This is a genomic window from Comamonas thiooxydans (assembly GCF_000964545.1).
Taxonomy (GTDB): Bacteria; Pseudomonadota; Gammaproteobacteria; order Burkholderiales; family Burkholderiaceae_C; genus Comamonas; species Comamonas thiooxydans.
The window spans coordinates 10993-33288 of the sequence record NZ_BBVD01000021.1 but is presented as its reverse complement, the minus strand read 5'-3'; the positions used below and the strand labels follow the sequence as shown (position 1 = coordinate 33288).

The window sequence follows — 22296 nt, the reverse complement described above, 5'->3', positions numbered from 1 at the left end:
CTTACTGAGGTCAAGACGCAGATTCTAGCCGCAAAATTGGCGGTCTTTCTTTCAGAACAGGCTCAGGCCGTGTCCTTTCTGATGCGGAAAGCCGCCGCATACATGGCGGGCAAGGCCAGCAGGGTCAGCACGGTCGCCACAATCAGACCGCCCATGATGGCCACAGCCATGGGGCCCCAGAACACGCTGCGCGACAGCGGAATCATCGCCAGTACGGCAGCCGCTGCAGTCAGCACGATGGGGCGCAGGCGATGCACGGCAGCTTCCACAATCGCATCCCATGCCGGCACGCCCTGGGCACGTCCGCTCTCGATCTGATCGATCAGGATGACCGAATTGCGCTGAATCATGCCCATCAAGGCCACAACGCCCAGCAGAGCCACAAAGCCAAAGGGGCGATTCAGCAGCAGCAAGGCCGCAGCCACACCAGGGATGCCCAGCGGGCCGGTGATAAACACCAGCAGCGAACGGCTGACGCTGCGCAACTGCAACATCAGCAGGGTGAAGGTCAGGAAAAGCAGCACCGGGACTCCTGCCACGATGGCACCCGACCCCTTGGAACTTTCCTCCACGGCACCGGCCACTTCGATGCGATAGCCTGTGTCGCCCGCAGCATGCCAGCCAGCCTCCATCTTGCGCAACTGCGGCAACAGCTCGTTGGTCAGAGTTGCACCTTGCAGGCCTTCGCGCACATCGCCTTGAACGGTAATCGCGAAATTGCGCTTTTCGCGCCACATCACACCCGGCTCCCAGACCATGACGGGCTTGGCTATCTGCGTGAGCGGAATGGACTGCCCGTTTGCCGTTGTGACATAGACACCCGCGATATCGGTAATTGCATCGCGGTCCTGCTTGGGCGGGCGCATCACGATATCGATCAGCTTGTCGCCTTCACGAAACTGCCCCACTGTGATGCCGCTGAAGTTCATGCCCGTGGCTTCGGCGATCGACTGGCTGGTCACACCCAGGGCACGCGCCTTGTCCTGATCGACCTGCAGGCGAATGACCTTGACGGACTCATTCCAGTTATCGTTCACGCCACGCATATCGGCATTGGCCTGCATGAGCGCCTTGACTTCATCGGCGTAGGTGCGCAGCTTGGCGGGGTCCGAGCCCATGACACGGAACTGCACAGGATATTGCACGGGCGGCCCGTTGGGCAGCAGCTTGGAGCGCGCCCGCACCTCAGGGAATTCCTCGGCCATCAGCGCCGGCAACCGTTTGCGGATTTCCTCGCGCGCCTTCAGGTCTTTGGCCACCAGAATGAACTGGGAGACGTTGTTCTGCGGAAACACCTGGTCCAGCGGCAGATAGAAGCGCGGTGCTCCGGAGCCTATCCATTCGCTGACGGACTCCACACCGTCGAGCTGCAAGAAGCGCTTTTCCACACGCAGCGTCACCTCCTTGTTGGCCTGCAAGGACGTGCCCTCGGGGAACCATATATCGACCAGCACTTCGGGGCGGCTGGAATCAGGGAAGAACTGCTGCTGCACCTTGCCCATGCCCGCCAGACCCAGCACGAACACCAGCACCGTCGCGCCAATCGTCAGCCAGCGGTGCTGCACACACCAGTTCACCGTGCGGCGAAAACGGTTGTAGAACGGCGTATCGAACAGCTCATGCTCACCTGCATTGGTGTTGATGCCTGCTTCTTCGGCCGACACCTCACCGGATGCCACTTCGGGCGGCAGCTTGGCGGCATGCGGCGGCTTCTTGAGCAGCAGCAGGCCCAGATAGGGCACGAAGTACACCGATGCAAACCAGCTGAGCACCAGCGCAATCACCGTCACCGCGAAGATGGCGAAGGTGTATTCACCCGTCATGGACTTGGCCATTCCGATGGGCAGAAAGCCCGCTGCCGTGATCAGCGTGCCGGTCAGCATGGGCTTGGAGGTGATTTCATAGGCAAAGGTGGCGGCACGGTACTTGTCGTAGCCCTCCTCCATCTTGCGCACCATCATCTCCACGGCAATGATGGCGTCGTCCACCAGCAAACCCAGCGCAATGATGAGCGAGCCCAGCGACACCTTGTGCAGACCGATATTCCAGTACCACATGGCCAGGAAGGTTGCGGCGAGCACCAGCGGAATGGTGATGCCCACCACCAGTCCGGGGCGCGGGTCGATATACCAGAGCTTCCACAGCGGATGCTGCCCCGGGCGCTTGTGCAGGCCCAGGCTCAGAAAGCTCACGGCAAGCACCACAACCACTGCCTCGATCAGCACCTGGAGAAACTCGCTGACCGAATCCGCCACCGCCTTGGGCTGGTTCTGCATATTGCTCAGCGTCACGCCCACGGGCAGGCTTTTGGCGATGCGCTCCGTTGCCTGCGTCAGCGCCTTGCCCAGCGCAATGATGTCGCCGCCCTTGACCATGGACACCCCCAGGGCCACCGTAGGCTCGCCCTGAAAGCGCACCATGACATTGGCCGGGTCAGCATAGCCGCGATGCACCTCGGCGATATCGCCCAGCCTGAACTGCGCTCCGCCCTGGCCGATGATGGGCATGGCACGCAGTTGCTCCAGATCGTTGAACTGGCCTTGCACACGCAACACAATGGTTTCGGCTGGCGTCTGCAAGATACCGGCCGATGCCACGGCATTTTGCTGGTTGAGCTGATCGAGCACCTGCTTGAGGTTCAGCCCCATCTGCGTGGCGCGGTGCGACAGCTCCACATAGACCTTTTCGTCCTGCACGCCGAACTGCTCGACCTTGGCCACATCGGGCACCTGCAGCAGTTGCTGACGCACATCGTCGGCCAGGGTCTTGAGCTCGGCATAGCTGAAGCCCTTGGCCTGCAGCGCATAGATCACGCCATAGACATCGCCGAAATCGTCGTTGAAGAACGGTCCCTGAACGCCCTGCGGCAGGGTGTAGCGCATATCCCCCACTTTTTTGCGCACCGTATACCAGAGCTGCGGTACCTCCTTGGGGGGCGAATAGTCCTTGACCTGGAAGATGACCTGCGACTCGCCAGGCTTTGAGTAACTGCTGATCTTGTCGGCATAAGGCACTTCCTGCAGCGTGCGCTCGATCTTGTCCGTCACCTGCTGAGCCACCTGCTCGGCAGTCGCGCCGGGCCAGTAGGTGCGAATGACCATGGCGCGGAAGGTGAACGGAGGATCCTCGTCCTGGCCCAGCTGAAAGAAGGCCGTAAAGCCCAGCAGCATCAGCACGACAATGAAATAGCGTGTCAGCGCCACATGATCGAGCGCCCAGCGGGAAAGATTGAAATGCGCGCCACTGGTCTTTTTGTGTCCAGCGCCGCTCATTTGCCCGCCTCCGCAGCCACCGCAGGCTGACCCACACCTGATTCATGAGCATCCTGCGCTTTGCCCGCCTGCGTTTTCGGCTGATTTGATGCAGAACCCTGCAGCGGCTTGGCATACTTATCGCGATATACCGTCACCTTCTGCCCGGGGGTCAGCACGTGGACGCCTGTGGCCACCACCTGCATGCCGGCTTGCAGACCCGAGGCAATCACCGCCTCGTTGCCGTCGGCGCTGGCAATCTGCACCGGCTGCAGCTTCACCGAACTGCTGGCCGCGTCATACAGCCAGACGGCCGTACCCTGACCGTTACCCCCCTCCTGGCGCAAGGCCGTGGTTGGCAGCTTGATGACCTGGTTGCCTATGGCTTCGCCGCTGACGCCCATGCCCTCGGGCATGACATGCACGGTCGCGCCCAATGAAGGCAGGTCCGCGCCCTGCAGCGCAGCCTTGACCACATAGGTGCGTGTGGCCGGGTCGGCACTGGCCGCCACCTCACGCACCTGTGCGTTGATCACGCGCGACTCGTCCGACCAGGGACGCACCTTCACGCCCTGGCCCGGCTTGATGGCGCTGCGCCGGTCTTCGGGCACGCTGAACACCGCATCGCGCGCGCCGTCCTGGGCAATCCTCACCACGGGCGTGCCGGCCGCAACCACCTGACCGGGTTCAGCCTCCACGGCGGTGACCACGCCATCGGCATCAGCCAGCAACTGGGTGTAGTTCTCCTGATTGGACTGGCTCGAGAGCTGGGCACGGGCCTGATCGAGTGAGGCCTGGGTCGCCTTCAGATTGGCCTCATAGCGCTCCATCTCTGCGGCGCTGATGAAGTTCTGGGCGCGCAGCGTGCGAAAACGCTTGGCATTGGCCTCGGCCAGATCGCGCTGCGTGGTGGCCGAGGCCAGTTGGGCACGCGCGGCATCGGCGCTGAGCTGGTAATCGCGCGCATCCAGTCGCGCCAATACCTGTCCAGCCTTCACATGCTGACCCAGCTCCACTTCGCGCCTTGTGATCTTGCCCGCCACGCGAAAGCCGAGGCGAGATTCGACACGGGCCCGCACATCGCCCGAATATTGCTGAGCAGACTCGATCTGCCCCTCACCCACGGTCACCAGCTTGACTGCGCGCACCGGCTCGGGCGCGGCCTCTTTCTTGGAGCAGGCCGACAGCATGACGGCAGCCGCCACTATGGACAGCGCAGCCAAGGGCGCGGCAGGCCGGCGCGGCAAAGACAACATTGCAAAACGACGAGAAGACGAAACAGCCATGGTGTTCTGGGCTTGTAAAAATAGGAAAAGCGCAGCTGCCGGGCAGGCCGCTGCACCCAAGTCAGCGCTGATTGTGCACGCACGTGCGCTTTTGCGCCGTCTTTTTATGGGCTGCCGCCAGCCGGCAAGTCCACCCGGTCCACAATACGGGCGTGAACCATATGCCCCCAGCGAGCCCCGCCGCCAACGCGCCGGCCAGCATCAACCACTACGAAAATTTCCCTGTCGCCTCCTGGCTGTGCCCGCCACGACTGCGTGCGCCCATCGCCGCCATCTACCACTTTGCGCGCACCGCCGACGATCTGGCCGACGAGGGCCAGCACGGCACCGAGCAGCGCATCGCACAGCTGCAGCAATATGGCGCAGATTTGCAGCAGTTGGGCTGCTCCGGCGAAGCCGCCATGCTGATGCGCACCGCCTGGCCGCATGTCTTTGGCCCGCTGGCAGTCCAGGTCCAGGCCCATGGTCTGCCCAAGCCATTGCTGGCCGACTTGCTCAGTGCCTTCGAGCAGGATGTGCGCATGACGGCCGCCCAGACCCGCTACACCGACATGGCCCATTTGCTGGATTACTGCCGCCGCTCGGCCAACCCGGTCGGCCGCCTGCTGCTGCACCTGTATGGCGTGGTCAACGCCAAGGCACTGATTCAGAGCGACGCCATCTGCACCGCCCTGCAACTCATCAACTTCTGGCAGGACCTGAGCCAGGACTTGCCGCGCCAGCGCCATTACCTGCCGGATGCCGACCTGGCCCGCCATGGCATTGTGCGAAGTGCCATCAAGCCGGAGGCAGCGGCATTGACACCCGAGCTGCAGTCTCTGCTCGGCGAACTCAACCGCCAGGCCCGCAGCCTCATGCACCATGGAGCGCCCCTGGTGCATCAGTTGCCCGGCCGCACGGGCTGGGAGCTGCGTCTGGTCGTGCAAGGCGGTCTGCGCATTCTGGACAGACTGGACGCCATGCAAGGCCGCAACCTCTATCAACGCATCAAACTGGGCAAGCTCGACATGGTCGCCATGCTCTGGCAAGCCGTGCGCATGTGAGCGAATAGATAGCCCCTATCCCATTAATGGGCCTATGCAAGGCGCTATTGAATTTGAAGTATGACTAGGCGCATGCCGCGCATTTCACTGTTGTGTCGGCCAACCGCCCGCGTCATGGGACAATGCTCCCCCTATGAATCCGGATCAGTACGTCCAAGACAAAGCCGCCTCTTCGGGCAGCAGCTTCTATTACGCCTTTCTCTTCTTGCCCAAGGAGCGCCGCGCCGCCATCACGGCTTTCTATGCCTTCTGCCGCGAAGTGGATGACGTGGTTGACGAGGTCACGGACCCTGGCGTGGCAGCCACCAAACTGGCATGGTGGAAGACCGAGGTACACAGGGCATTCACCAGCCAGTCCGCTCATCCCGTGATGCAGGCACTGATGCCCCACGCCAAGACCTATGGCATCGAAGAGCGCCATCTGCAGGCCGTCATTGAAGGCTGCCAGATGGATCTGGATCAGACCCGCTACCTGGACTTTGCCGGTCTGCAGCGCTACTGCCATCTGGTCGCCGGCGTGGTCGGCGAGGTTGCCGCCCGCATCTTCGGGCAGACCGAGGAGCGCACCACCGAATACGCCCACACCCTGGGCCAGGCCCTGCAGCTGACCAACATCATCCGCGACGTGGGCGAAGACGCCATGCGCGGGCGCATCTACCTGCCTATCAGCGAGCTTCAGCAGTTCGACGTCAAGGCCCACGAGATCAACAAGCGCGAGTACTCGGAACGCTTCACGGCCCTGATGCGCTTTCAGGCCGAGCGTGCCCATAGCCTGTATGACAAGGCGCTTGGCCTGCTGCCCGATGCCGACCGCCACGCACAAAAGCCCGGCCTGATGATGGCAAGCATCTATCGCACCCTGCTGCGCGAAATCGAGTCCGAGAACTTCCAGGTACTGCACCAGCGCATCAGTCTCACGCCACTGCGCAAGCTCTGGCTGGTCTGGAAGATGCAGGCGCTGGGTCGCATGTAAGCGCGCCATGGAAGTTGCCATCATCGGTGGCGGCTGGGCCGGCATGGCTGCCTCTGTACAGCTTTCGCTAGACGGCCATCAGCCCACGGTTTTCGAGGCCGGTCGTCAACTGGGTGGCCGGGCCCGCAATCTGGAACTGCCGGGCGGCACCATCGCCGACAACGGCCAGCACATTCTGATTGGCGCCTATGCCGAATGCCTGCGGCTCATGCGCATCGTGGGCGCGACGCCGGAGCAAGCCCTGCTGCGCAAACCACTTACCATGCGTTACGCCGATGGCAACGGCCTGTCCTTCCCCGACCTGCCAGCGCCGCTGGACGCCTTGATCGGCATTGCCAGCGCCAACGGCTGGTCACTGCGCGAACGTGCCGCCCTGCTAGGGCGCGCCCTGCGCTGGCGCGTTCAGGGCTTTCGCTGCGCAGAGGCTGCAACCGTTGCCGATATCAGCAGCGGTCTGCCAAAGCGCCTGCTCGACGAATTCATCGAGCCGCTGTGCGTGTCGGCCCTCAACCTGCCAGCCTCACAGGCAAGTGGCAGCATCTTCCTGCGCGTGCTACATGACGCGCTGTTCGCGGGTACGGGCGGCTCGCATTTTCTGCTTCCGCGCTACGAACTCGGTGATCTGTTTCCGAATCCGGCCGCGCAATGGCTGCAAGACCGCGGCCATGCCGTGCATGCGGCCAGCCGCATTCAGGAGCTGATTCCCCATGGCCGGCAATGGCTGCTGCGTACATCCAATGCGGCACTGAGACCAGCGCTTGAGCAATCGCGCTTCGATGCCGTGCTGCTGGCCTGCTCACCTCAGGAAGCCGCCCGCCTGGCCCTGCTGGCGGCCGAAGACCAGCGCCTGCCCGCGCGCGACGCGGTGGCTTACCAGCACTGGGCACAGACCGCGCAGGCGCTGGAGCACACGGCCATTGCCACGGTCTATGCGCGCACCAGCCATCGCCTTGCCGCCGGGCTGCCCTGGCTGGCACTGCAACCCGGCGAGCAGGCTCCGGCCCAGTTTGTATTTGACCGCGGGCATCTGCAGCCCTCCGATGGCGCCCAGCAAGGTCTGATGGCGTTTGTCATCAGCGACTGCCGCACGGACCGCCAAGCCCTGGAGCAGCAGGTGCTGGAACAAGCCCAGCAACAGCTGGGCTGGCAGGACATTCAAGCTGTGCTGACCGTGGTTGAAAAGCGCGCCACATTTGCCTGCCGGCCCGGCGTGAAGCGCCCTGGCTTGGAGCTGGGCCATGGCCTCTGGGCTTGCGGCGACTATGTGAACGGGCCCTATCCAGCGACGCTGGAAGGTGCGGTGCGTTGCGCACTCGAGGCAGCCGAGCAACTGGTCCGCAAGGACTAGGACTGAGTAGCTCTAGCGCAAACCCTATCAGCACAATCCTGATGCCTGGATAGTCCTGCTGCACCAGGTTTGACAGCGATTTGACAGCCACAGTTGCAACCATGGCTTGAGAGGCAATCTCTCAGCCGCATAAAGCCAAAAGCAACGGAGACAACATGGCATCCACATTCGACAAGTCCACTCGCGAAGTTCTGAGCATCTCGCGCCGCCATCTGCTGACCGGCGCCGGAGCCCTGGCCTGCAGCGGCCTGCTGCCCGGCATGGCCCGCGCTGCCGATGACAGCTGGCCCAACCGTCCGATTCGCTTTGTCGTGCCGTTTGCGCCTGGCGGCAGCTCTGAAATCGTGGCCCGCTCCACCGCCGCAGAGCTGTCCAAGACCATAGGCCAGAACGTATTCGTGGACAACAAGCCCGGCGCTGCGGGCAATATCGCCATGCAGGAAGTGGCTCGCGCCGATGACCAGAGCACGGTCATCCTCGGCCATATCGGTACCCTGGCCGTCAACCCTTATATTTTTGACAAGCTGCCCTGGGACCCTAAAAAGGACTTTGTGCCCGTGAGCCTGCTGGCCAAGGTGCCCAGCCTCTATGTGGTGCACCCCGATCTGCCCGTCAAGAACATTGCCGATCTGGTGGCCTATGCCAAGAAGAACCCCGGCAAGCTCAGCTATGGCTCGGCCGGCAACGGCAGCGCAGGACATCTGGCATTCGAATACCTGAAAATGACGGCCGACATCTTCATGCTCCACGTGCCCTACCGCGGCACCGGCCCCATGATGACCGACCTGCTCTCCGGCCGCCTTGATGCTGCCTCGGTTGGCGCCGCCGCGCTGCTGCCCTTCATCAAGGCCGGCAAGGTGCGCTGTATCGCCACCGGCTCGACCAGGCGCCTGCCGCAATTACCCGATGTGCCCACGGTGGCCGAACAGGGCTTTTCGGGCTTTGAAATGACCCAGTGGTACGGCATGCTGGCCCCTTCCAGCCTGCCTCGCGCCCATGTAGACAAGCTGGCTGCAGAGTGCGCCAAGGCCGTCAAGGCGCCCGATGCACTCAAACGCTTGCAAGGCGATGCGGCCGAGCCCATTGGCAGCACGCCGGAGCAGTTTGCCCAGTTCATCGCCACCGAGCAGAACCGCTGGCAAAAAGTGCTCAAGCGCGCACAGGTGAAACCGGGTTAACCCACTGAGACACCGCTTCTTCCCCCTTCTTTTCGGAAGGGGGCTAGGTTCTCTCTGCGGGGCGGACCTTGCTCAAGTAGTGAGCCGATCAGCGCCGCCCCATGTATCAGCTCAGCGGCTCTCTATCCACCACTGGATGATGATCTTGGCGAGATAGCCTACAAAGCCCACGCCCAGGCCCAGAAAGATCACAAAGGTGCCGAACTTGCCTGCCTTGGACTGACGCGCCAGCTGCAAGATGATGAACACCATGAACAAGATGAAGGCACCCACCCCCCAGGTCAGGAAAAAGTGGGCAAGCTGTTCTTCCGTATATCCGAATATCACGACAACCAGGTCCTTACAGCCTTTGCCAGGCCCTGGTCGCGCAGCGCTCAGACGGCAGGCACTATCGCTTCATCTCTGGCGGGGAATGCAGAGGCATCCACCAGGTCTCGATAGGCGTGCCAGCTGGCATGGCCCAGCAGGGGCATCACAACCACCAGCCCCAGCAGATAGCTGCCAAGGCCCAGCAAAGTCAACATCACAATCAGCGCCGCCCACAAGGCCATAGGGCCAGGGTTGGCCAGCACCACGGACCAACTGGTCAACACGGCCTGGCGCACGGTCACTCGCCTGTCCAGCATCAGCGGCATGGCCACCACGCTGGACGCAAAAATCGGAGCAGCCAGAAAGCTGCCCAAAGCCATCCATTGCACAAATAGCTGACCATCCCTGGCCAGCACCACATGCACAATGAAATCCTGCAGGGTTTGCACGCGCACGGGCGACATCACGGTGATCAGCGATGCCGAAATAAGCACCCAGCCCGTGGCTGCCAGCGCCAGCAAGGCGCCGAACCTGACCATGCACCAGTACCCTCCCCGGCCCGTGGCATGACAGCTCTGCCATTGCGTCCAGGTGCGGCGAATCAGACCCCAGTCTGCCACCTCACCGCGCTCTATGGCCCGGCTGACGGCATAGAGGCTGGTGGCCACCAGAGGCCCCACCACCAGAAAGCCCGACAAGGCCCCTGCCATCAACCAGAAGCGATTGTGCCCCAGGGTCAGGATTGCTGCACCGATCAGGATCAAGGCCAGACCATGCGCCAGACTGATTAACGGAGCGTTAGAAATGTCCTGCAAGGCTCTGGACAGCCACACCATAGGCCGGCTCCAGGCAATGGTTCGCACAGGTGCCAGCGGAGGCGGCGTGAGAAGACAGGCAGACAGACAGGTAGGCATAGGCGGTCCTTGTTCGCTGACCCGCACTGCTCCCGCTCGTCCCGGTCAACGATCTGCCAGCCCCTGACACAACTGCCAAAGGCTGGCGACTGTGACGTGGGGTTCAGGTCCCACGCAAGGCCATGCTACCTGCCCGCGGTTGAGCCAGACTGCGTGCATACCCGCATCCATGGCGCCCCGGGCATCCAGCTCCGCATCGTCGCCGATGTGCAGCACATGCTCGGGGGCGACGCCGGCCGCATCCGCTGCGGCCTGAAAAAAACGCGTCTCGGGCTTGGCCATGCCGGCTCCGCTGGCAGACAGCGAGGCATGGAAGTGCTCACCGATACCCACCACATGCACATTCGCGTTGCCATTGGACAGGGCCACCACGGGCCAGCGCTGCGAGAGAAACTGCAGCGCCGGCAAGGCATCGTCAAACAGCTCGACCCGCTGGCGAGCGGCAAAGAACTCGTCAAAGGCCGGTTCGGCCAGGGCGGGATCGTCACCGGCGCGGCTTAGCGCCAGCCGGATGGACTCGCGGCGCAGGCCGCTGAGGTCGGCTTTCAGATCCGGGCGCAGCCCCACGATTTCATGACGCAAGGCACGCACCTTGTCCGTATCGCCCAGGTGCTCGGCCGTAGCGGGAGCATGCTGCGCGAGCCACTGCAGCAAAACGGCCTCAGCCTTGGCAATCGTGGGCCAGATGGGCCAGAGCGTGTCGTCCAGATCCAGACTGATGGCGCGAATCTGGCCACTGTGGCGCAGACGCTGAAGAGTTTCAATGGCAGGGGCTGTGGTGTCTTGGGGTTGCATACCCCGAAGAATAGCGGCCCGGCTAATGCCGCAGAGCGGCTGCGCCTATCCGATTAGCTGACACAATTGCACCATGCCATCACGCTTTGCGCCCGAACCCAGCTTCCGTCACGACCAATCCGCACGCACCGGCATCCTGCTGTGCAATCTGGGCACCCCGGCCGCCCCCACGGCTGCAGCAGTGCGCCCTTATCTGGCGGAGTTTCTCGGTGACGATCGTGTGGTCGAGATTCCCAAGCTCGCCTGGTGGCCGATTCTGCACGGCATCATCCTGCGCACCCGTCCGGCCAAATCGGCCGCCAAGTACGCTACCGTCTGGCATGAAAAGGACGGCTCCCCGCTGCTGCACTGGACCACGCGCCAGGCCACTTTGCTGCGCGGCTGGCTGGGCGAGCGCGGCCACAATGTGCTGGTGCAGCCGGCCATGCGCTACGGCACGCCGTCCATTGCGGCCCAGCTGGATGCCCTCAAGAAAGACGGCGTGACGCGCATCCTGATCCTGCCGCTGTACCCCCAGTACTCGGGCACGACCACGGCCAGCGTGTTCGACGCCGTCTACGACTGGGCCAGGACCCAGCGCCATATTCCCGAGCTGCGTTTCGTCAACCGCTACCACGACGATGCCGGCTATATCGAAGCGCTGGCACAGCGCATAGAAGCCCACTGGCGCGGCCACGGTCGCGGGGACAAGCTGGTCATGAGTTTTCATGGCGTGCCAGAGCGCACCTTGCATCTGGGCGATCCCTACCACTGCGAATCGCACAAGACGGCACGCCTGCTGGCCGAGCGGCTCAAGCTCGCCACCGACCAGTATCTGGTGACCTTCCAGTCGCGCTTTGGCAAGGCCAAATGGCTGGAGCCCTATACCGAACCCTCGCTGATTGCCATGGCCCAGGCCGGCACCCGGCGCGTCGATGTGGTCTGCCCCGGCTTTACCAGCGACTGCCTGGAGACGTTGGAGGAAATCAAGCAGGAAGCGCGTGAAGCCTTTTTGCATGCGGGCGGCCAGCAGTTCGAGTACATAGACTGCCTCAACGACAGTGCGCCCTGGATCACCGCACTCAGCGATATTGCCCGGCAGCATATGCAAGGCTGGCCCACCGGGCGCGAGGACGATGTCGAGCTCAAGGCCCGCGCCCAGCACGCCAAGGCGGCGGGCGCGCCGCAGTAGGCGGCCATCCAGCGAACTGGCACGGCATATGCTGCCTCCGGCAGCATGCATATTCACGCCCGCTCCATTCGCTATTTCGACATGATTCGCCGTTGCGGCTCCATACGCGAGGCCGCACGCCATCTGCATGTGGCCTCGTCGGCAGTCAACCGCCAGTTACTGCAGCTTGAGGACGAAATCGGCAGCCCGCTGTTCGAGCGCCTGAGCTCGGGCCTGCGGCTCACGGCCGCCGGCGAAGTGTTTTCGCGCCATGTGATCACAGTGCTGCAGGACGAGCACCGCCTCAGCACCGAGCTGGAGCTGCTGCGCGGCGTGCGTCGCGGCTCGGTCAGCGTGGCCGCCGTGGAAGGCCTGAACGCCGACCTGATGCCGGCCGTGCTCACGCAGATGCACAGGCGCTATCCCACGATTCAGATTCATGTGCGCACCTGCGGCTCCCAGCAGGCGGCACAGGCCGTGATTCAGGGCGATGCGGACGTGGGCATAGGCTTTTCCGTCAAGCGCCACGACAATCTGCGCCAATGCACCATGGGCCGCTTTGCGCTGGGTGCCATCGTGCCGCCCAAGCACCCGATTGCCCAGCTGGAGCGCGTGGACTTTGCGCAATGCGCGGCCTTTCCGCTGATTCTGCCAACGCCCGAACTCTCCATGCACGACTTGCTGCAGCCCTTGCTGGCGCACCACAAGCGTGCATTGCAAGTGTTGCTGGAAACCTCGTCCATCGAGCTGGCCAAGAGTCTTGCCGAACGCGGCGTGGGCATTTTCTTCCAGAGCCGCCTGGGGCTGGAGCGCGAGCTGCGCGAAGGCCGGCTGGTCCATGTGCCGCTGGATACCCCTACCACTCTGTACTCCGAACTTGGCGTCTATGTGCGTGCAGGACGCACGCTGCCATCGGCACTCGACGCCTTCAACCGCATCGCGGCCGATGCCATAGAAAGCCGCGAGGACGAGGAAAGCGTCGCCCTGCGTGAATGGGTGGCCCGCACGCAGACCTCCGCTGCGGCGGCTTCCGCCAGGAGCTGAGAGCGCCCCGGTCCATGACTGCACCGGCATTGTGCGCATCGCTTTTTGCGAATGCACCAATGCCGTGCAACACTTTACCCATCAGCGATTAGTGCTCACATTTTTAGATCACCCCGCAGCAAAAGCTGCGCTATCCAGCACGGACTGCGCTTTCTAAACTGACTCCAGTTCTTCAGTTTCTGGACGCCATTCGTGAGCATCTCTGCCCTCCCCCTCATCGACATCAGCGGCCTGCGCAGCCATGACCCTGTGGATCAGCACCTGGTGGCCGAGCAACTGCGTCAGGCTTGCGAACAGCGCGGCTTCTTCTATATCACCGGCCATGGCATAGACCCGGCGCTGATCAGCAGCCTGTTTGCCGCCAGCCAGCGCTTCTTTGACCTGCCCATGACCGAAAAGCTGGCCGTGGACAAAAAGCTCTCCCGCTGCAATCGCGGCTATGAGCCGCTGCGCGCCCAGACGCTGGAGAGCGGCGCACCGCCTGATCTCAAGGAAAGCTTTTACGCCGGCGCCGAGGTCGCGGCCAACGATGCGCGCGTGCTGGCCGGCCGCTTCAATACCGGCCCCAACCAATGGCCCGAAACCCTGCCCGACTTCCGCGCCGTGATGCAGAACTATTACCAGGCCGCCTACGGCCTGGGCGCGACCATTGTGCGCGGCCTAGCCTTGTCGCTGGGCGTGCCGGTCAGCCACTTCGACGGCTATCTCAAGGAGGCCGCCGCGACCCTGCGCCTGCTGCATTACCCGCCCCAGCCTGCCAACCCTGAACCCGGCGAGAAAGGCTGCGGCGAGCACACGGACTTCGGCGGCGTGACCTTGCTGCTGCAGGACGAGGCCGGCGGCCTGCAGGTCTGGGACAAGGATCTCGGCAGCTGGATCGACGCGCCCCCCGTGCCCGGCGCCTTCGTCGTCAACATCGGCGACCTGTTCGCGCGCTGGACCAACGACCGCTATGTCTCTACCTTGCACCGGGTCATCAATGTCTCGGGTCGCGAACGCTATTCCGTGCCCTTTTTCTTCACGGGCAACCCGCTGCACAAGGTGGAATGCATTCCCACCTGCCTGGACGATGGCGAGCAGCCCAGATACCCGGCTGTCACGGTGGAGCAGCACCAGATCGAATGCTATCGCCGCACCTACGGTTGACGGAGACCACCATGACAAGCTCACGCAATATGGTGCTGATCCACGGGGCCTGGCAAGGCAGCTGGGCTTTTGCGGCCTGGACGCCGCTGCTGCAGGCCCGAGGCTGGAAGGTGCTTGCCGTCAATCTGCCGGGCAACGATGCCGCCGCCGAAGACGACAGCTGCGCCAATCTCGACGGCTACACCGCCCATGTGCTGCGCGTGCTGGAAGCGCTGGACGGCCCTGCCGTGGTGGTCGGTCACAGCGGTGGCGGCATGACGGCGTCTCAGGTCGCCCAGGCCGCCCCCGAGCGGGTCAGCGCCCTCGTCTACCTGGCCGGAATGATGCTGCCCAGCGGCATGAGCTATGGCGATGTGATCGCACAATGCCGCGCCGCCGATCCGGGCTTTGACTACCAGGGCATAGGCCCGCATCTGGCCTGGAACGAGCAGCGCAATGCCAGCAGCGTGCCGCTGGAAGCCGCCATGGATTTGTTCCTGCATGACTGCCCTCCAACCGCAGCGCTCAAGGCCGCCAGCCGTCTCTGCGTCCAGCCCGAAACGGGCCGGGCCATGGTGAACCGGCTCAGCGCCGAGCGTTTTGGCCGGGTGCCACGTATCTATGTGGAATGTCGCCAGGACCGCTCCGTGACGCTGCCGCTGCAGCAGCGCATGCAGCGGCTCACGCCGGGCGCCAGGCGCATCAGCCTCGACTGCGGCCATGTGCCACAGCTGGCCTGCCCTCAGGCCCTGAGCGACGCCTTGCTGCCGGTTTTGGATGAAATTCAATCAAAACCGTTTATGAGATTGCGCATGCCGCTCATCAATGTATAGCAACCAATTACCCAAAACTCGCATTCTTCAGGAGTTATTCATGACGCGCCCCGCCACCTACTTCAAACGCTCCGCCCTTTTCGCCATGCTCGTCGCCTGTGGCGCAGCGGCCCAGGCAGCCGACAAGCTCACGGTGCAGCTCGACTGGCTGCCCGGGGGCGACAAGTCCTTTGTCTATGCCGGCGTGCAGCAAGGCTTTTTCAAGGACGAAGGCCTGGACGTGAAGATTGTTCCCGGCCGAGGCTCGGCCGATGCCGTGACCAAGGTGGCCTCTGGCTCTGCCGACGTGGGTTTTGGCGGCATCTCGGCGCTGATGATGGCCGCCGCCGAAGGCAGGATTCCCGTCAAGGCCGTGATGTCGCTGTATTCCAAACAGCCCGATGCGCTGTTCACGCGAGCCGACAGCAAGATCAGGAACCTCAAGGACATGGAAGGCAAGACGGTGGCCATGCCCACCTTCTCCTCGTCGAATGCGCTGTGGCCCATCGTGCTGCAGAAGAACGGCGTGGACGCCAGCAAGATCAAGGTCATCAAGTCGGACCCGGCGACGCTGGCTCCCATGCTGGCTCAGGGCCGCGTGGACGCGACCATCAACTGGGTGACCGTGGCTCCGGCCTTCGGCGCCGTGCTCAAGCAGGCCGGCAAGGAACTGTCGGTCCTGCCCTGGACGCAGTTCGGTCTGGACGGCTATGGCTGGTCCGTCATGGCCAGCGACAAGACCATCAAGGAACGCCCCGAAGTGCTCAAGCGCTATGTGCGGGCACTGGGCAAGTCGCTGGAGTTCTCCATCCAGAACCCGCAAAAGGCGGCCGAGTCGCTGAAGGCCCTGGTGCCCGAAGCCGACACTGCCGTGGTCAAGGCCGAATTTGAAGCCTCCATCCCGCTGCTCAGGAACGAGATCAGCCAGCGCGACGGCCTGGGCAAATTCGAGCCCCGGCTGCTGGCTGCCACCTGGGGCTGGGTGGCCCAGTCCATGAGTTACGACCTCAAGAAGGTCGACCCGGAAACGCTGGTGGATCGCCGCTTTCTGAGCCAGTAAATGCCATGTGAGGGCGCCGCTGCGCCGCCCTCACGCTCCCGCCCTTGTTCTTTCCTTGATCGCCTGCCATGCAATACGTAATCGATCTGAACGCGGTCACCCAGACCTTTGTCTCCAGCGATGGCAGCCCTGTCACGGCCCTGCAGGGCGTGGACCTCCATCTACGCCGCCACGAATTCGTCTCGCTGATCGGCCCCTCGGGCTGCGGCAAGTCCACCATACTGCGCCTGATTGCAGGCCTGATCCGCCCCAGCAGCGGCGAGGTACGCATCTTCGATCTGCCCGTGACCGAACCACGCGACGAGATCGGCATGGTGTTCCAGAAGCCCACGCTGCTGCCATGGCTCTCGGTGCTGGACAACATCACCTTCCCCATGCGCCACAAATACGGTCATGTGGAAATGAAGGAAGAGGCCCGCGCCCAGCAGTTGCTGGAGATGATCGGCCTCAGGGACTTCGGCCACAAGCGGCCCCACGAACTCTCGGGCGGCATGCAGCAGCGCGTCGCGATTGCACGCTCCTTGCTGCATGACCCGGACATCTTGCTGATGGACGAGCCCTTTTCGGCGCTGGACGCACTCACCCGCGACGAAATGAGCCTGGAGCTGCTGCGCATCTGGAACGAGCGCCCCAAGACCGTGGTCTTTGTGACCCACTCCATCCAGGAGGCCTTGCTGCTGTCCGACCGCATCGTGGTCATGAGCGCCCGCCCGGGCCGTGTGGCCGACATCATCGATGTGCCGCTGGCACGCCCGCGCAGCATGGCCACTCTGGCCGATCCCGTGTTCACCGAAATGGCCAACGAGATTCGTCTCCAGGTCTTCAGCAAACACCCGGCACACGCCTGAAGATCCTCCCGCAGCCCCAAGAGGCCCCTATGTCTGCCCTCATACAACGCCATGCTTCGCTGCTGGTTTTCCTCGCCGTCCTGCTGTTCTGGGAGTGCGCCTGCCGCCTGGCGCATATCCCCGAATACATTTTTCCCGCTCCCAGCCAGATCTGGCGCTCTGCAGCCGAGATGGGGCTGCAGCGCTGGCTGGAGCATGTCACGGCCACCTTGCAGGTCGCGCTCATAGGCTATGCGCTGGCGATCGCACTGGCCATTCCGCTGGCCATCGCCATCACGCGATCGCAGCTGCTCTCGAAAATCATCATGCCCTGGCTGGTGGTGATCCAGTCCACCCCCATCGTGGCCGTCGCCCCCATCATCGTCGTCACTCTGGGCGCAGGCCTGCTGCCGCGCGTGGTCATCACCACGCTGATTGCCTTTTTCCCGCTGGTGGTTTCCACGGCCCTGGGCCTGGCTTCGGTGCCGGCAGAGCTGGTGGAGCTGTCGCGCTCGCTGCGCGCCACCACCAGCCGCCAGTACTGGCAGATTCGCATGCCGTTTGCCGTGCCCTATGTGTTTTCAGCCCTCAAGGTCTCCATCACGCTGGCAATTGTTGGCGCCGTGGTCGCCGAGTTCGTGGCTGCGGAAAAAGGCCTGGGCTATCTGATTCTGTTTGCCACCTCCTCCTTCAAGGTACCCGTGGCCTTTGCCGCACTGGCACTGCTGGTGCTGTGCAGCCTGCTGCTCTATGGTGGCGTGCAGCAGTTGCACAAGCGCCTCTTTCCCTGGAGCCAGAGCACTCCAGCCTGATCAACACAAGGACCGCCACCATGACAGACCAGAACTTCCCCCCGCAGGGCCTGACGCCCTCTGCCGAACAAATCCAGCGCAATCTGCGTCGCGCCCAGGCCGTGGCCCGGCGCGCCACCCAAATGGGCCACCACCCCTTCGGCGCCGTGCTGGTGGGCCCCGACCAGGAGACCGTGCTCATGGAGCAGTGCAATATCGACACCGTCAACCACGCGGAATCGACCTTGGCGCGCATGGCGGCCACCAATTACACGGCCGAGTTTCTCTGGAGCTGCACGCTCTACACCAATGTAGAGCCTTGCTGCATGTGCGCCGGTACGGCCTATTGGGCCAATATCGGTCGCATCGTGTTCGGCATGACCGAGCATCGCCTGCAGGAATGCACGGGCAGCCATGGCGAGAACCCGACCATGAGCGTCTCGTCGCGCTATGTCTTCGACCATTGCCAGAAGGCCGTGGAGCTGATCGGCCCCGTACCCGAGATGGAGGCCGAGATCGCCGCCCAGCAGCAAGCCTTCTGGGCACAGCGCTGAGGACCACGCCAGCAGGAGGCTGCCATGCTGCTCACCCACCCCTCGTCACCCCAGGCCGCACAGGCCCTGGCCCGCAAGCTCGGCGATGCCGCTTGCTTCATCGCCGGGGGCACGCTGCTGCAGCAGTCATGGGCAGAGCCTCGCTTGGCGCCGTCGGCCACGCATTTCATCAATGTGATGCACTGGCCCGAGATGCAGCAGATCAGCCTCGGCCCGCAGTATTTGCATATCGGTGCAGGCATGCGGCTGGAAGCCGTGCGCCGTCACCCCTGGGTTCAGCAGCACGCGCCCGTGCTCGTCCAGGCCCTGGATCAGCTAGGGGCCATGGGAATACGCCGCCTGGGAACCCTGGGCGGCAATATAGGCTGGGGCGAAGGCGACTGCTGCCCGGTATTGCTGGCCATGGATGCACAGGTCGAATTGACGGACGGCAACCTGCAGTCGCTGGCGCAGACGCTCAAGCTCATGGACCGGCCTCTGATGCTGTCGTTCCTGCTGCCGCGCAGCGATGTGATGGAGCCCCGGCCACTGGTGTTCGAGAAGGTCGGCTACCGCGCGGCATTCTCCCCCGCGCGCCTGCGCATGGCCTTGCGCTGGAGCGATGCACAACAGCTGCTGAGCGTGGACCGAATCGCCATGGCGGCTCCCGGCATAGGAGTGCACCGCCTGCAAGCCACGGAAAAGCTGCTGAGCTATGCGCAGGAGCTGCAGATCCATCCCTCCCTCGGCGATATACGCACCACCTGCGAGCAAAGCCTGCCTCCCGATCTGGCCCGGATTGCCAGCCGCCTGATTGCCGGACATTGCGGGCTGCTGGCCTGAACCATCATGGAATTCCTTACCCCTCATCACATCCGCGAGCTGAGCCTTGAGGCTTTACCGACCCGGCCCGATGCCAGGGCCAAGCTCGGCGGCAACCCGGGCTTTCTGAGCGACCGCATTCAGCCGGGTCAGCTGCGCGGAGCGATTCTCGGTAGCCCCCACCCCCATGCGCGCATTCTGCATATCGATACCAGCGCCGCCCAAGCCCTGCCAGGCGTCCATGCCGTGGTCACCCATGCCGATATCCCCGGCATCAAGCACTATGGCTTGCGCAAGGTAGACCGGCCCGTGCTCTGCATCGACAAGGTGCGCCATGTGGGCGACCCGGTCGCCGCCGTTGCGGCCGTGGACATGGAGACGGCGCGGCAGGCTCTGGCGCTGATCCGGGTTGACTACGAACCCCTGCCCCCGGTCTGCGACCCGGTCGCCGCCCTTGACGGTACGGCGGCCTCCGAGCAGGCGGTCCATCAGGACGGCAATCTGCTGCATGCCGCCAGCCACCGCCAGGGCGACATGTCTGCGGCCCGGGCAAGCACAGTGCACCGGGTGCAGGACAGCTATGTCACGCCACGCCAGATGCATGCCTTTCTCGAGACCGAAGGCGGTGTGGCCGAGCCCGATGGCGCGGGCGGCCTGCGCCTGTTCTTCGGCGGCCACAACCCCGCGCGGGAAAAGCAGGTCATCGCCGACATGCTGGGCCTGCCGCACGACAGGGTTCACGCCGTGGCCACGCCCGTGGGCGGCTCCTATGGCGGCAAGGACGAGCTGACGATTCAACCCATCGCGGCCCTGCTGGCCTGGAGGGCACAGCGCCCCGTACGGTTGCACCTGACACGTCCGCAATCAGTGGATCTGGGTGTCAAGCGACATCCCATGCAGATCGACATGCAGACCGGCTGCGATGCACAGGGGCGGCTCACCTACCACCAGGTGCAGATAGTGGCCGACACCGGGGCCTATGCCACGCATGGCCCCGAGGTGCTGGATGCTGCGCTCGAGCATGCCCCCGGCCCCTACCGGTATCTGGCACTGGACCTCGGCGCCAGGCTGGCCTATACGAACAACGGCATCGCGGGTGCGTTTCGCGGCTTCGGCGCCGTGCAGGTGCAATTTGCACTTGAGCAGCAGATGGACAGACTGGCTGCGCTGGTCGGCATGACAGCTGACGCGTTTCGCGCCCTCAATCTCGCCGCTCCCGAGGCACCCGGCCCGCTGGGCCAGCATGTCGTGCCGTTCGACGGCGCCCTGCGCGCACTCGATGTCGCCCACCAGCAAGCGCTGTGGCGCGGACCGCACCGCTGGGCCAGCGCGGATGGCCGCCATCTGCACGGCGTGGGCCTGACGCTGATCCACCGCAGTGACGGCTTTGGCAAGGGTGGCCCCAGCGACTGCCGCATGGAGCTGGCCCTGGCCGCCGACGGTGCGATCGAGCTGCGCTGCGGCTTCACCGAGCTGGGACAAAACCTGGTCGGAACCATCCAGAGCCTGGGCGCGCAGCATCTGGGCTGCGCCGCCGACGCCATCAGGCCGGTGCTGGGCGATACCCGGCTGACGCCCGACTCGGGCCCGGTCGCCGCCTCGCGCGCCACCACGCTGGTATGGCGCGCCTTGCAGGAGGCGGCCCAGCCCTGGCAGCAAGCCTTGCTCCTGACCGCCGCAAGACTGCTGCCCAATATTCCTCTGCGCTGCGGCGCCTGGGGCCTGGAAAGCGCTGCGGGCCTGTGCCTGAGCTACGCCGATCTGGCAAAGGCATCGGGCGAACAAGCGCCCTGTATCTCCATAGACCTGCGCGCAGAGGACCCGGAGGGCAACGCGCATGACACCCACTTCGTCTTCGGAGCCTGCGCCGCCATTGCCCAGGTACGCGTCGACACCTGGAGCGGCATGGTCCAGGTGCAGCGGCTGGTGATGTGCACGGCCCTGGGCCCCGTGGCATCGGCCCAGGGCTATCTGGGCCAGATGGAAGGCGGCGCCCTCATGGGCCTGGCCATGGGCACGCAGGAGGAGCTGGCCTGCCTGGACGGCCACTATCAGGCGCGCAATCTCGACAGCTATCTGATCCCCACGCTGGCCGATGCCCCTGAAATGCAGGTGCTGGCGATCGAGAACCTTCCCGAGGCTGACCCCATAGGCCCGCGCGGAGCCGGCGAGATCAGCGTCAACCTGGCCCTGCCCGCAGTGGCCAATGCCCTGGCCGCCGCACTGCAGCGCCCCATCACCCAACTGCCCATGACCCCGGAGCGCGTGATTGCGCTGCTGGAAGTGGGCGCGGAGCCCTCCACACCATGACGACGCCCCACATCCCGGAGCACGGCGGCAAGCCACCCGCAGCAAGCGCAAAGGAGGCCTCGGCTTTTGTGCTGCAACTGAATCTGAACGGCCAGCCGGTCAGCGCCAGCTGCAGCCCCGATACCCGGCTGCTGACCTTGCTGCGCGAGCACTGGCACCTCACCGGGGCCAAGCCCGGCTGCGAAGTGGGACGCTGCGGCGCCTGCATGGTCTGGCTCAACGGCGAGCCCGTGAACGCCTGCCTGCTGATGGCCTATCAGATCCAGGGCCAGACGGTGCGCACCATCGAGTCCGTGGCACAGGACAGCGCCAGCGAGCCCGTGCGCGAGGCGTTGGCGCGCTGCGGCGGCGTGCAATGCGGCTATTGCAGCCCCGGCATGGTCATGAGCATGAGCTGGCTGCACCAGCAGCAGCCCCGCCCCACAGCCGCCGAGGCCGAGGCCCTGATGTGCGGAAACCTTTGTCGCTGTACGGGCTATGGCGGCATCCGGCGTGCCGTGCAGGAGCTGTTTCCGGCCCTGCAAAGCACATTAATCATCTAAATCAATAGCTGCAATCGCTCACCCACAAAGCGATTCAACCACTTTTAGCTATCATCATCAGAAGTCACGCCGTTTGCTCTCCGGTTCATGACCCCAGGCAATAAGCAGACAAGTTTTTCTTGGTTGGCCCTGTCGCGGCAAGGCCGGACAATAGAGGCCCTGGGCATAGCCATGCCCCTGACG

General features: G+C 64.0%; 20 protein-coding genes. 15 read left to right on the top strand and 5 right to left on the bottom strand.

Annotated elements, in window-relative coordinates; genetic code table 11:
• Positions 1 to 62: 62 nt before the first annotated feature.
• Positions 63 to 3272, bottom strand: coding sequence for an efflux RND transporter permease subunit (locus Cth01_RS22125; protein WP_045840433.1), 3210 nt, complete (start codon positions 3270 to 3272; stop codon positions 63 to 65).
• Complete coding sequence (locus Cth01_RS22120; protein ID WP_034392776.1) at positions 3269 to 4507, bottom strand: efflux RND transporter periplasmic adaptor subunit; 1239 nt, start codon at positions 4505 to 4507, stop codon at positions 3269 to 3271. The genes Cth01_RS22125 and Cth01_RS22120 overlap by 4 nt, the downstream gene beginning before the upstream one ends.
• A gap of 191 nt (positions 4508 to 4698) precedes the next feature.
• Between Cth01_RS22120 and hpnC the strand changes: the two genes are divergently transcribed.
• The 4 genes from hpnC to Cth01_RS22100 all read left to right on the top strand — a co-directional run bounded on the left by hpnC (position 4699) and on the right by Cth01_RS22100 (position 9079).
• Positions 4699 to 5580, top strand: a complete 882-nt coding sequence (gene hpnC / locus Cth01_RS22115; RefSeq protein ID WP_034378280.1) for a squalene synthase HpnC — start codon at positions 4699 to 4701, stop codon at positions 5578 to 5580.
• Positions 5581 to 5713: 133 nt separating this feature from the next.
• On the top strand, positions 5714 to 6553 hold the full coding sequence (gene hpnD, locus Cth01_RS22110) for a presqualene diphosphate synthase HpnD (protein WP_034378279.1): 840 nt from the start codon (positions 5714 to 5716) through the stop codon (positions 6551 to 6553).
• 7 nt (positions 6554 to 6560) lie between these two features.
• A complete protein-coding gene (gene hpnE / locus Cth01_RS22105) occupies positions 6561 to 7901 on the top strand; it encodes a hydroxysqualene dehydroxylase HpnE (RefSeq protein WP_045840432.1) in 1341 nt (446 codons plus the stop codon).
• A gap of 155 nt (positions 7902 to 8056) precedes the next feature.
• Positions 8057 to 9079, top strand: coding sequence for a Bug family tripartite tricarboxylate transporter substrate binding protein (locus Cth01_RS22100; protein WP_045840431.1), 1023 nt, complete (start codon positions 8057 to 8059; stop codon positions 9077 to 9079).
• Between the two features lie 111 nt (positions 9080 to 9190).
• On the opposite strand, the gene Cth01_RS22095 is transcribed toward Cth01_RS22100, so the two are convergent.
• The 3 genes from Cth01_RS22095 to Cth01_RS22085 are packed head-to-tail and all read right to left on the bottom strand — an operon-like array spanning position 9191 to position 11097.
• Entirely contained in the window at positions 9191 to 9406 is a 216-nt protein-coding gene (locus Cth01_RS22095; protein WP_003068886.1) for a DUF2788 domain-containing protein, read from the bottom strand.
• Positions 9407 to 9453: 47 nt separating this feature from the next.
• Entirely contained in the window at positions 9454 to 10302 is an 849-nt protein-coding gene (locus tag Cth01_RS22090) for a DUF2189 domain-containing protein (RefSeq protein WP_034358000.1), read from the bottom strand.
• A gap of 45 nt (positions 10303 to 10347) precedes the next feature.
• Positions 10348 to 11097, bottom strand: a complete 750-nt coding sequence (locus Cth01_RS22085; protein WP_080746956.1) for an HAD family hydrolase — start codon at positions 11095 to 11097, stop codon at positions 10348 to 10350.
• Between the two features lie 73 nt (positions 11098 to 11170).
• Between Cth01_RS22085 and hemH the strand changes: the two genes are divergently transcribed.
• The 11 genes from hemH (at position 11171) to Cth01_RS22030 (ending at position 22113) form a co-directional block, all read left to right on the top strand.
• Positions 11171 to 12268, top strand: a complete 1098-nt coding sequence (gene hemH, locus Cth01_RS22080; protein ID WP_034378276.1) for a ferrochelatase — start codon at positions 11171 to 11173, stop codon at positions 12266 to 12268.
• Positions 12269 to 12313: 45 nt separating this feature from the next.
• Positions 12314 to 13291, top strand: a complete 978-nt coding sequence (locus Cth01_RS22075; RefSeq protein WP_045840430.1) for a LysR family transcriptional regulator — start codon at positions 12314 to 12316, stop codon at positions 13289 to 13291.
• A 192-nt stretch (positions 13292 to 13483) separates the two neighbouring features.
• Positions 13484 to 14437, top strand: coding sequence for an isopenicillin N synthase family dioxygenase (locus Cth01_RS22070; protein WP_045840429.1), 954 nt, complete (start codon positions 13484 to 13486; stop codon positions 14435 to 14437).
• 11 nt (positions 14438 to 14448) lie between these two features.
• Positions 14449 to 15249: an alpha/beta fold hydrolase gene (locus Cth01_RS22065; protein WP_045840436.1), complete on the top strand. Its 801-nt coding sequence runs from the start codon at positions 14449 to 14451 to the stop codon at positions 15247 to 15249.
• Between the two features lie 40 nt (positions 15250 to 15289).
• Complete coding sequence (locus Cth01_RS22060) at positions 15290 to 16288, top strand: ABC transporter substrate-binding protein (RefSeq protein WP_045840428.1); 999 nt, start codon at positions 15290 to 15292, stop codon at positions 16286 to 16288.
• A 68-nt stretch (positions 16289 to 16356) separates the two neighbouring features.
• Positions 16357 to 17136, top strand: a complete 780-nt coding sequence (locus Cth01_RS22055) for an ABC transporter ATP-binding protein (protein WP_003078463.1) — start codon at positions 16357 to 16359, stop codon at positions 17134 to 17136.
• A 29-nt stretch (positions 17137 to 17165) separates the two neighbouring features.
• Positions 17166 to 17927, top strand: coding sequence for an ABC transporter permease (locus tag Cth01_RS22050; protein ID WP_003068866.1), 762 nt, complete (start codon positions 17166 to 17168; stop codon positions 17925 to 17927).
• A 20-nt stretch (positions 17928 to 17947) separates the two neighbouring features.
• A complete protein-coding gene (locus Cth01_RS22045) occupies positions 17948 to 18460 on the top strand; it encodes a nucleoside deaminase (RefSeq protein WP_045840427.1) in 513 nt (170 codons plus the stop codon).
• 24 nt (positions 18461 to 18484) lie between these two features.
• Entirely contained in the window at positions 18485 to 19282 is a 798-nt protein-coding gene (locus Cth01_RS22040) for an FAD binding domain-containing protein (RefSeq protein ID WP_045840426.1), read from the top strand.
• Between the two features lie 6 nt (positions 19283 to 19288).
• Positions 19289 to 21571 carry a xanthine dehydrogenase family protein molybdopterin-binding subunit gene (locus tag Cth01_RS22035; protein WP_045840425.1) on the top strand — a complete coding sequence of 761 codons (2283 nt, stop codon included), beginning with the start codon at positions 19289 to 19291 and terminating at the stop codon, positions 21569 to 21571.
• On the top strand, positions 21568 to 22113 hold the full coding sequence (locus Cth01_RS22030) for a (2Fe-2S)-binding protein (protein WP_045840424.1): 546 nt from the start codon (positions 21568 to 21570) through the stop codon (positions 22111 to 22113). Before Cth01_RS22035 ends, Cth01_RS22030 begins: the two co-directional genes overlap by 4 nt.
• The last annotated feature ends 183 nt before the right edge of the window (positions 22114 to 22296 follow it).